The sequence below is a fragment of the Agriterribacter sp. genome (assembly GCF_035444585.1).
GTDB lineage: Bacteria > Bacteroidota > Bacteroidia > Chitinophagales > Chitinophagaceae > Agriterribacter.
Genome location: NZ_DAOMOZ010000182.1, coordinates 1 through 9,936, shown reverse-complemented (window position 1 = coordinate 9,936; position 9,936 = coordinate 1). Strand labels below are relative to the sequence as shown.

9 protein-coding genes are annotated in these 9,936 nt (G+C 43.7%); 4 read left to right on the top strand and 5 right to left on the bottom strand.

Features of this window, described 5'->3' with window-relative positions; all coding sequences use genetic code 11:
• Positions 1 to 592 (top strand): T9SS type A sorting domain-containing protein (locus tag PLH26_RS16720; RefSeq protein ID WP_324587173.1); only part of this gene is annotated, 592 nt, incomplete at its 5' end.
• Between the two features lie 53 nt (positions 593 to 645).
• On the opposite strand, the gene tsaD is transcribed toward PLH26_RS16720, so the two are convergent.
• The 5 genes from tsaD to PLH26_RS16695 form a co-directional block, all read right to left on the bottom strand.
• Positions 646 to 1,704 (bottom strand): tRNA (adenosine(37)-N6)-threonylcarbamoyltransferase complex transferase subunit TsaD, encoded by a 1,059-nt coding sequence (tsaD, locus tag PLH26_RS16715; RefSeq protein WP_324587172.1) that lies wholly within the window; start codon positions 1,702 to 1,704, stop codon positions 646 to 648.
• Positions 1,705 to 1,755: 51 nt separating this feature from the next.
• Positions 1,756 to 2,073, bottom strand: coding sequence for a hypothetical protein (locus PLH26_RS16710; protein ID WP_324587171.1), 318 nt, complete (start codon positions 2,071 to 2,073; stop codon positions 1,756 to 1,758).
• 130 nt (positions 2,074 to 2,203) lie between these two features.
• The gene (locus tag PLH26_RS16705) at positions 2,204 to 3,463 is read right to left on the bottom strand and encodes an ABC transporter permease (protein WP_324587170.1); all 1,260 of its coding nucleotides are present in this window, start codon (positions 3,461 to 3,463) and stop codon (positions 2,204 to 2,206) included.
• Between the two features lie 28 nt (positions 3,464 to 3,491).
• The gene (topA, locus tag PLH26_RS16700; protein ID WP_324587169.1) at positions 3,492 to 5,834 is read right to left on the bottom strand and encodes a type I DNA topoisomerase; all 2,343 of its coding nucleotides are present in this window, start codon (positions 5,832 to 5,834) and stop codon (positions 3,492 to 3,494) included.
• Between the two features lie 72 nt (positions 5,835 to 5,906).
• Positions 5,907 to 6,749 (bottom strand): alpha/beta hydrolase, encoded by an 843-nt coding sequence (locus PLH26_RS16695; RefSeq protein ID WP_324587168.1) that lies wholly within the window; start codon positions 6,747 to 6,749, stop codon positions 5,907 to 5,909.
• 61 nt (positions 6,750 to 6,810) lie between these two features.
• Here PLH26_RS16695 and PLH26_RS16690 point away from each other — a divergent pair, with 61 nt between their 5' ends.
• The 3 genes from PLH26_RS16690 (at position 6,811) to PLH26_RS16680 (ending at position 9,571) form a co-directional block, all read left to right on the top strand.
• Complete coding sequence (locus PLH26_RS16690; RefSeq protein WP_324587167.1) at positions 6,811 to 7,590, top strand: Rossmann-like and DUF2520 domain-containing protein; 780 nt, start codon at positions 6,811 to 6,813, stop codon at positions 7,588 to 7,590.
• 434 nt (positions 7,591 to 8,024) lie between these two features.
• Positions 8,025 to 8,987, top strand: a complete 963-nt coding sequence (locus tag PLH26_RS16685; RefSeq protein ID WP_324587166.1) for a geranylgeranylglycerol-phosphate geranylgeranyltransferase — start codon at positions 8,025 to 8,027, stop codon at positions 8,985 to 8,987.
• Positions 8,984 to 9,571 carry a Maf family protein gene (locus PLH26_RS16680; RefSeq protein ID WP_324587165.1) on the top strand — a complete coding sequence of 196 codons (588 nt, stop codon included), beginning with the start codon at positions 8,984 to 8,986 and terminating at the stop codon, positions 9,569 to 9,571. Before PLH26_RS16685 ends, PLH26_RS16680 begins: the two co-directional genes overlap by 4 nt.
• Positions 9,572 to 9,936: the final 365 nt, after the last annotated feature.

Sequence of the window (9,936 nt, the reverse complement as noted above, 5' to 3'; positions counted from 1 at the left end):
GGTGGTGGTAACCAACAGTGAAGCTACAAGGCTTACACTGAGTAGTGAAACGATTGAAATATCAAGCGTGCTCCCACTTACCTGGCTCTACTTTACGGCATCCAATTGTTCAGATAATATGTGCCTGCAATGGCAAACGCAAAACGAGCAGCATACTTCTCATTTTGAAATAGAACGAAGTGTTGACGGACAAAACTTCATGCAGCTTTCCAGGGTTACTTCACAAAACAAGCCCGGTACGCATATCTACAATACCACGGATGATTCTCCTGCTTACGGTACCAATTATTACCGCATCAAACAGGTTGACTTTGACGGAAGGTATTCCTATAGTGATATTGTAAGTGTAAAAGTGATGAACACAGGTAAATGGACCATCAGCCCCAACCCGGCTAATGATTTTATTGTACTGAGCGGTACAGACAAAGCTGAAAGAGTAATTCTGTACAGCATCAGCGGGCAAATGCTGCGCCAGTGGCAACATGTAACCGCTAACCAGCAACTTTATATTTCAGACCTGCAAAAGGGAATGTACATAATAAAAGTATTACATCGCAATGGTGAGGCTGTGCATAAAATAATCAGGCAATAAAATCATGCGCTTCAAAGCCGGTGATTTATGATCACCGGTTTTATTATGTATATTCACCATTCTGCCCTTGCATTGGCGGTTACGGATATATCTGCAAAATCTTTTTCTAAGTATTTGTAATACCCCGTAATGGCGATCATGGCAGCATTATCGGTGCAGTATTCAAATGCAGGAATAAATGTATTCCATTGCTGCTTTTCGCCCATCTCTTTAAAAGCTTTGCGTAAGCCGCTATTGGCGGATACGCCCCCGGCCAGGCAAATATTTTTAACGCCGGTTGTAATAGCGGCCTTTTTAAGCTTATTCAATAAAATGGAAACGATCCGGGCCTGTATGGACGCACAAATGTCTGCAAGATTATTATCAATGAATGATTTTCTTTCTGCTTCGGTAGCCAAAAATGTTTCTTTAAAAACATAGCTTTTGCCTGCATTTTGCAAAAAATATAAAATGGCTGTTTTAACCCCGCTGAAGCTGAAATTAAAACCCGGTATTTGCGGTTCAGGAAAAGAAAATCTGTTGGGATTACCGTCTTTCGCATATTTATCGATCAATGGACCACCGGGATAGGGAAGCCCCAATAATTTGGCCGATTTATCAAAGGCTTCTCCTGCCGCATCATCTATGGTTTCGCCTATTACTTTCATTTGCAGGGGCGATTGGCACAAAACGATCTGTGTATGTCCACCGCTCACCGTTAAACATAAGAACGGGAAAGAAGGTTTGGGGTCGTCAATTAAATTAGACAGTACATGCGCCTGCATATGGTGCACGGCAATTAATGGTTTGTTTAAGGCCAATGCCAGTGATTTGGCGAACTGCGATCCCACCAGCAATGAGCCGATCAAACCCGGCGCCTGCGTGAACGCAATGGCGTCCGTATTCTCCAGGCGGTGCCCGGCTTTGTGTATTGCCGTATCAACTACAGGCACTATATTTTGCATATGCGCTCTTGAGGCCAGTTCGGGCACCACGCCACCGTATTGTTCATGTATTTTTTGCGAGGCAATAATATTGGAAAGTATGTTTCCGTTCCGGCAAACACTTGCTGAAGTTTCATCGCAGGAGGATTCAATAGCCAGAATAGAAATATCACTGCTATCTTTTTGCATGCGCAAAAATAACAGATTATGCAACTATAAGTGCCAATAAAAACAGGAGCATTACTGCTGCACGTAGCTGATTGATTTTATACTGACCGGTACCGAAACATTTGCCGGGGTATATTTTGAAGAATCTACATTATAACAGATCGTAACTTTTTGGCCGGCAGCTAAAATAATGTCTTCGTTCATAGCAGAAGGCTGTAATATTTTATTGTGCTCGGTTATTATACCCAGATAGCTTCCCGATGAGTCTGTAATAAGCTCTATTTTTCCCGATACCTGGTTATTGCAAACAAAATCATCTTTTTCTTTAGAAAAAATGAATAAAAGAAAAGAGGTAATGCCAAGGGACACCACGTATAAAAATTTTATCATAGGATAATTTTAATATTGGAGGTTAAAGCAGTCCTGTGTTGATAACGAAGAAAGTGGAGTTATAGTATAATAACAGTATATAACAGGGGTTGAAAGATATCAAATAATATAGAGATCCATTCAAATACAGTTACTTAGACCGTATAGCCACAACGGGATCCATACGGGCAGCAACAGTGGCGGGTATTATCCCGGCCAGCACCCCAATGGCAATACATATACTTATGGCGAGCGCCAGTATATTATAGGAGATATAAACATTAAAATTAAGCGGGCCGCTTAAAAGCTGGGCCATTAAAAATACCAGTAGCAGTCCGATAGCGCCGCCGATGAAGCAGATGAATGCCGATTCGAGCAGGAATTCCGATAAAATCGTTCTGCTCTTGGCTCCAACGGCCTTTTTTAACCCTATTACAGGCGTTCTTTCCCTTACCGTTACAAACATGATATTGGCAATTCCAAAAGCGCCCACAACCAGGCTCAATAATCCTATGAGCCATCCGCCCAGCTTTACACTGGAAAAAAGTTTGGTAACTGCATCGCTGAAATCACTTACGGCATTCAGTGAAAAATCATCTTCCGTTCCGGGGCTTAAACGGTGAACGGCTCTTAATGTTCCCCGAAGCTCATCTTTAAAGGCTTCAGTGGTTACATTGGGTTTGCCCTGTACCATAATGGTAGGGCTCGAATAACGCTCTTCGAATATCGTTCTGAAAAACCGGTAAGATAAAATGACACAGTCATCAAAATTCCACCCGCTTACCAATAAGCTTTTTCCCTGCTTTTTAATTATGCCTACAACGTTTATTCTTTTGTTTTTTATGCTTATTGTTTTACCAAGCGCTCTTTCGGCTGAGCCAAAAAGTTTGGCAGCATTTTCATAGCCCATTACAGCGCTTGCAGACCCTCTTTCCATATCCGATAAAGTGAGATAACGCCCGTATTGAATTTCAAAAGGCTGGATGGAATTGAATTCTTCCGTTACTCCATACAAAGCAACATTCTGGATCATATCTTTTCCGTGAATTACATTTTGTCCCTGGACCTGGAGGGTAAAAGCTATATTGTCTATGGTATTGGTTTTAGCACGGATGAAACGCATCTCATCGTATTTAGGGGAAGGTCGTTTTACATATTTCCACCAGGGATACTCGCCATCCCCGCCTCCCGAATAATCCCACTTATCAATATAAATGGTATTGGAACCTAAACTGTTTATTCCTTCCTTGATGTTTTTTTCGAGACTGTCAACAGTAGTCAGTACGCCTATAATGCAGAATATGCCAATGGTTACTCCAAATAACGAAAGGAACGTACGTAATTTATTGTTTCTTAATTCCTGCCAGGCTAACCGGAAACTGGCAGCTAATATCTGGAGCGTTTTAAGCATGTATCAAAATTAATCACATTAGCCCGAATTATGCTTTTTTCTTCCTTGCCGCTTTTTTAGGCGGATTTGCTTTAAGCTCCTCTATTGTTTTGAGTGCTTCTTCTATGGTTATATCCGCCGCCCTTTCCTGCTGTTCTTTGCTGAGCTTATAGTTGCGTAATCCCTGCTTCAGGTAAGGCCCGTAAGGTCCACGCAAAACCTGTATTTTTTCTTTTTCAAAAACCTTAATGGTCCTTTCCTCCTTGGCTTTTCTTTTTTCAACGATAACAGGTGTAGCTTCTTCCAGTGTTATGGTGTAGGGGTCAAATTCTTTGCTGAGTGAATAGAATTTTTTATCGTGCGCGATATACGGACCGAACCTTCCGATGCTCACTGTTACATCGGTATCTTCAAATTTACCCAGGTTTCGCGGCAGTTTGAACAGGTCCATAGCCTCTTCCAGCGATATGGTTTCAATGCTTTGCGTGGCTTTCAGTTTGGCAAACCGCGGCTTTTCTTCATCTTCCGTACTGCCGATCTGTACCATAGGGCCATAGCGCCCCATGCGGGCTATAACAGGCTTCCCGCTTTGTGCATCAACACCCAGTTCTCTTTCGCCTCTGATTCGTTCCGCCGTTTCAATGGTGTTGTCTACATCTTTTTTAAAGGGAGCATAAAAATCGCTCAGCATCTTATTCCACTTTATCTTTCCCTGCGCTACTTCATCAAACTCTGCTTCAATCCTGGCGGTAAAGCCATAATCCATAATGTCGTCGAAATACTGCTTTAAAAAATCCGTTACCACAAGCCCGAGGTCGGTTGGAAAAAGTTTTGATTTTTCAGCACCGGTTGTTTCCTGTTCAGTAAGTTGCGTTATTTTATCTGCTTTCAGCAGCATTATGCGGTAATCTCTTTTTACACCTTCTTTATCCCTTTTCTCTACATACCCGCGTTTTAAAATGGTAGAAATGGTTGGTGCATAGGTAGAAGGACGCCCGATGCCCAGCTCTTCTAATTTTTTAACCAGTGAAGCTTCGGTAAAGCGTGGCGCCGGTCTTGAAAACCGTTCCACAGCTTTCATTTCCCTGAATTCTACCTGTTGGTTTACTTCGAGGGGCGGCAGCATACCTTCTGCCGTTTCATCATCATTTATGTCTTCTTCATCCCTGTCTTCGCGGTATACTTTCAAAAATCCTTCAAATTTCAGCACTTCGCCCTGCGCGGTAAGGTCTTCTTTGTTGGTTGAGATATTGATCTTTGCTATTGTTTTTTCCAGCTCAGCATCTGCCATCTGGCTGGCCATTGCGCGTTTCCAGATCAGGTCATACAGCCTCCGGCAGTCTGCGTCTTCAACAGTAAGCGTTTCCATAGCTGTAGGGCGGATAGCTTCATGTGCTTCCTGTGCCGATTCGTTTTTATTTTTGAATTTCCGCACCTGCACATATTGTTGGCCGTACTGCGATTTAATTTTAGCCGAAATATCGCTAACTGCTGTTTCACTGAGGTTTACACTGTCGGTACGCATATAAGTAATATGCCCGTTTTCATACAGCTTCTGCGCCAGCAACATCGTTCGGCTTACCGAATAGCCCAGTTTGCGTGAAGCTTCCTGCTGCAGGGTAGAAGTGGTAAAAGGAGCGGCAGGCGATTTTTTGGCCGGTTTTATTTGTATATCTCTTACGGTATATTGTGCGCCAACGCAGGTTTGCAAAAAGCTTGCGGCATCTTCCGCCACGGAATAACGGCTGCCCTCTGCTTTAAAAGTAACGGGCTTATTGCTGATGTCTTTAGCGGCGAATAAAGCTTCTGTTTTAAAAGTGCTGGTGCTTTTGAAAGCGTTGATCTCCCTTTCTCTCTCGGCTATTAAACGTACCGCCACACTTTGTACCCTCCCGGCACTGAGGTTATTGCGCATGCTCATTTTGCGCCAGAGCACCGGCGACAATTCAAATCCCACGATCCTGTCCAATATGCGGCGTGCCTGCTGGGCATTTACCAGGTTCATATCCAATGAGCGGGGCGACTGAACCGCAGCCCGGATAGCAGGCCTGGTTATTTCATGAAAAACGATCCGTTTGGTGGTTGCGGGATCCAGTCCCAGCACCTCACACAAATGCCAGCTTATGGCTTCCCCTTCACGGTCCTCATCTGTTGCCAGCCACACTTCGCCACTTTTTTTTGCCAGGCTTTTCAGATCTTTTACTACCTTCTCCTTTTCTTCCGGGATAATGTAACGGGGCTCAAAATGATTGTTAACATCAATGCCCATATCATTCTTCTCCAGGTCGCGGATATGTCCATAGCAGCTTTTAACCTCAAAATCTTCGCCGAGGATCTTTTCAATGGTTTTTGCCTTTGCCGGTGATTCTACTATCAATAAATTCTTTGCCATCGTATTGCTTAAACTCAATGATTAATTGATGCAATATTAAAGTAAACCATTAAAAAACAAAAAAACCATCATTTATAAAAAGTGAAGAATGCGGTCTACCGTCTTCCTGTCGCGGTATATTCTACGGTGACCCAATCCGTTGGAAACAATGAATGTGATATGCGGATGATCGTCATTTTTAACTTTTTCAACATCACTGAAAGGAGTTATATCATCCTGCTCATCGTGCATCCATAATACGTTCGCTTTTATGTTTTGCATAGCCCTTCTTATGGAAAAGTATTCGGGTTTTATACCGCTTTTATCCACTACCAGTTTGTTAAATGCCTGTCTCACTTTTCCGTTCATATGAAGCAACCGGAAGAAGCCGTCTATGGCAGTGGTCGTTTCTGTGGCAGGAGCGATCAGTACGGTCTTCGTTTTCTCGCTGTGCGGAACGGTTTCCAGCAGGTGTGCAACTGCCAGTCCGCCAAAGGAATGTGCAATATAAGCATCAAATGGACCGTATTCGCTTACAATGTGCTGCAGCGTTTGCACATACAGGGGCAAAGTAATCTCTTTCCCGGTGCTTTTGCCATGTGCCGGGGCATCAAAGGCCACAATCTCATATCCTTTCTCCATTAAAGGACAAATGAACCCGTCGAAATTCCGGGCAGAAGATCCAAAACCGTGTACTATCAATATTTTTTTGGGCGAAGGATAGTCCCACCTGTAGCCACGAACGGACAGGCCGCTCATGCTGAATGAAATCAGTTCCGCTTTTTTAATAATGGCAGAAGAGGTTTGCTGCTTTCTGCGCCGCGGTGTACAAAATAATGTAAAAGCTTTTTGAGCTGCTTTTTGAGGCGAAATGAGAGCGATCAGCCATAGCCTGGTTCTTATGTATGTCAATACAATTTTATGTGCGGGCTTCATTTGTAGGGGAATATCAATGACAAACAGCAAAAGTAAAGGAGTTTAGCGCTAATTTGCAATAATGAGAATTGTTATAATAGGCACCGGGAATACAGCAACAGTATTGGGGCGGAAGGCATTGCAGTGCGGGCACCAGGTGGTGCAGGTTGTTGGACGGAATGCCGCGCATGCCCAAACCCTGGGACTATTGTTGCAGGCGCCGTACAGTGATAGCTTTTACGAGATTACTGACGATGCTGACATATATATAATAGCCGTTTCCGATGCTGCCGTTTCCGATATAGAAAACTGGCTACCAATACAAATTAAAGGCATAGCAGTACATACAGCCGGCGCTGTCAGCAAATCGGTACTGAAAAATGCAGCCGGCAGTTACGGTGTGCTATATCCCCTGCAAAGCCTCCGGAGCGACAGGCATGCCATCCCGGAAATACCTTTATTGATAGATGCAAACTCACCGGGTGCCCTGCAAAGCATTCAAACCTTTGCAGCATCTCTTTCCGGCAAGGTGTATTGTGCAGATGACGATGAAAGAATGAAATTGCACCTGGGTGCAGTTATCGCCAATAATTTTACCAATTACCTGTACACCCTTACCCAGGATTTTTGTGCAGGGGAATCGCTCGATTTTTCACTTTTATTGCCGCTGCTGCATGAAACGGTTCAGAGGCTTGAGCAATACCCTGCCAGGTTGATGCAAACCGGACCCGCAATACGGAATGACCGGGATACCATAGCAAAACATTTATCCCTGTTGAAAGACTTCCCGGTTCTGTCGGGATTATATGCTCAACTGTCGGGCAGCATTTCTGCCTATTATAATGAGCTACAGGCGGGTTGAATTTAGATTTGAAATTCAATGTCGTTTAGTTAAGGATTGGGTATAGAATAACCGCCTGCGAATGCAGTTCCTTGCTGAATCAGCAAAATAGGCTCTAAGCTATTAAAAGCCTATTGCTATTCCCTTAATGTTGAGGGGGCTTCTTTACTTTTTTTGCGGAAAAAAAGTAACCAAAAAACCGCCCGAAAACGATTACTGCCCGTTTTCGGGGAGAAGCCCTGATAGAGCTTTTGTACTTCTGTGACTTCAGCTTCATTTCGCCGCTGCTTTCTCATTCCTAACAGGTGGACAGGGGCTTTAATTTATTGTGAAATAAAAGTGAGATAAATTTTGAAGAATTATAACCTGTGACCTGAATGCAGAGGTCTATCAGATCGCACTAATTAAATGACATCGGATTTGAAATTTCAGCAGTCCGCGTTTATCTTCACGCCATGAAACTGGTTGGCGCATTTTTAAGACTCATCAGGTATCCCAATCTTATCTTCATTGGCATTACACAGTTTCTTTTTTATTTCTGTATTCTTTATCCGGCTATACACCCCGAAGTATTTTTTGCAGATGAATTCAGCTTGTTTCTTTTGCTGGTGGCTTCTTCGGTAAGCATAGCCGCAGGCGGATATGTGATCAATGATTATTTTGATCTGAGTATTGACCAGGTAAATAAGCCGGACCGCATTGTGGTAGAAAAGCACATTCACCGCAGGTGGGCTATCATCTGGCACTGGATATTTTCTACGGCAGGCGTGGTAATGGGATTTTATATTTCTTTTGTAACCCGCAACTGGCTTATTGGTTTTTCCAATGTAATATGTGTATTGCTGTTGTGGGTATATTCCACCACTTTCAAAAAAAAGCTGCTGTCGGGTAATATCATTATTTCTACGCTTACCGCATGGGTAGTGCTGGTGGTTTTCTTTTTTGTTGATCATTTTCCTGCCAGCATTGTTCCCGGCTGGCAAATGCCGGCAGCCATTGATGAGCAGGTGCACCGGCGGATCATGCGGCTGGCTTTTTTGTATGCAGGGTTTGCGTTTGTTATTTCACTCATACGCGAGGTAATAAAAGATATGGAAGATATGGAAGGCGATGCCCGTTATGGCGGTAAAACCATGCCTGTAGTATGGGGCATACCGGTGTCGAAAGTATTTGCAGGGGTGTGGTTGATGGTGCTTACCGGTTCACTGTTGGCCATACAATTTTATGCCATGTACCTGGGCTGGTGGTGGAGCATTTTATATTGTACCCTGCTTATTATTGTTCCGCTGCTGTGGATCGCAGGGAAGCTCTATGTGGCATCTGTAGCTGCAGATTACCATTACCTGAGCGGTGCGGTAAAGTTCGTTATGCTTGCCGGCATCCTTTCTATGATCTTCTTTAAAGTATACCAATCATGAAAAAAATAGTGCTTGCTTCACGGTCGCCGCGACGGAAACAGCTATTGGAATGGGCGGAAGTGGAGTTTGATATCATTGCTGAGGCAACAGATGAAAGCTTCCCCCGTCAGCTCCATCCCAAAGAAGCGGCCATTCATATAGCCCTTCAAAAAGCACTTGCGGTACAGGTAAATGAAGTGTATAAAAGATATGAACAGCACATGCCTGTACTGGCGGCGGACACGATAGTAGTATGCGAAGGAAAGATCATTGGCAAGCCGGCAGACCGGGAAGATGCCATCGGGATCCTGCACAAGTTATCGGGCAAAAAACATGAGGTGATTACCGGGGTAGCTATTATAAATGGCAAAGAAGAAAAGACATTTGCAGACATTACCGAAGTATGGTTCCACGCATTAACCCCGGAGCAAATTACTTTTTACGTGGAAAAATATAAACCCTACGATAAAGCCGGGGCGTATGCCATACAGGAATGGATAGGTGTTGTAGGCATAGAACGCATCAACGGCGACTTTTACAATGTAATGGGTTTGCCCGTGAGCAGGGTAGTGAGGGAGTTGGAGGATTTGATATTTAAGATTTAAGACCTGCCCGTCCGGCAGGCGGGTTTGAGATTGCATTTCGCTTCGGATTATTTAATTTGTAGTTTATGGTTTGTGGTTTATAGTTACCCTTCGCTTCGGTTTTTGAATTTTTCGTTTTCGGATTTTTTGAATTTGAAATTTATCCGCCACGGCGGACAGGTTGGGTTCTTGTGATTTGTTATTTGGTTCTTACTGTATTCCTTCGGATTTAGAATTTCCGGCTTCGGATTTATTTTTGGTGCTTTGCGTTCAGATGCGATCTGACCTTCCTTCCGTCAGGTGCCGACCGCATCTTCGGATTTAGAATTTCCGGCTTCGGATTTGTTTTTGGTGCTTTGCGTTCAGATGCGATCTGACCTTCCTTC

Coding starts and splice junctions, on each gene's coding strand:
- topA (WP_324587169.1), bottom strand. CDS start 5,834: ATGGCAAAGAATTTATTGATAGTAGAATCACCGGCAAAGGCAAAAACC.
- PLH26_RS16710 (WP_324587171.1), bottom strand. CDS start 2,073: ATGATAAAATTTTTATACGTGGTGTCCCTTGGCATTACCTCTTTTCTT.
- PLH26_RS16680 (WP_324587165.1), top strand. CDS start 8,984: ATGAAAAAAATAGTGCTTGCTTCACGGTCGCCGCGACGGAAACAGCTA.
- PLH26_RS16690 (WP_324587167.1), top strand. CDS start 6,811: ATGAGAATTGTTATAATAGGCACCGGGAATACAGCAACAGTATTGGGG.
- PLH26_RS16685 (WP_324587166.1), top strand. CDS start 8,025: ATGAAACTGGTTGGCGCATTTTTAAGACTCATCAGGTATCCCAATCTT.
- PLH26_RS16705 (WP_324587170.1), bottom strand. CDS start 3,463: ATGCTTAAAACGCTCCAGATATTAGCTGCCAGTTTCCGGTTAGCCTGG.
- tsaD (WP_324587172.1), bottom strand. CDS start 1,704: ATGCAAAAAGATAGCAGTGATATTTCTATTCTGGCTATTGAATCCTCC.
- PLH26_RS16695 (WP_324587168.1), bottom strand. CDS start 6,749: ATGAAGCCCGCACATAAAATTGTATTGACATACATAAGAACCAGGCTA.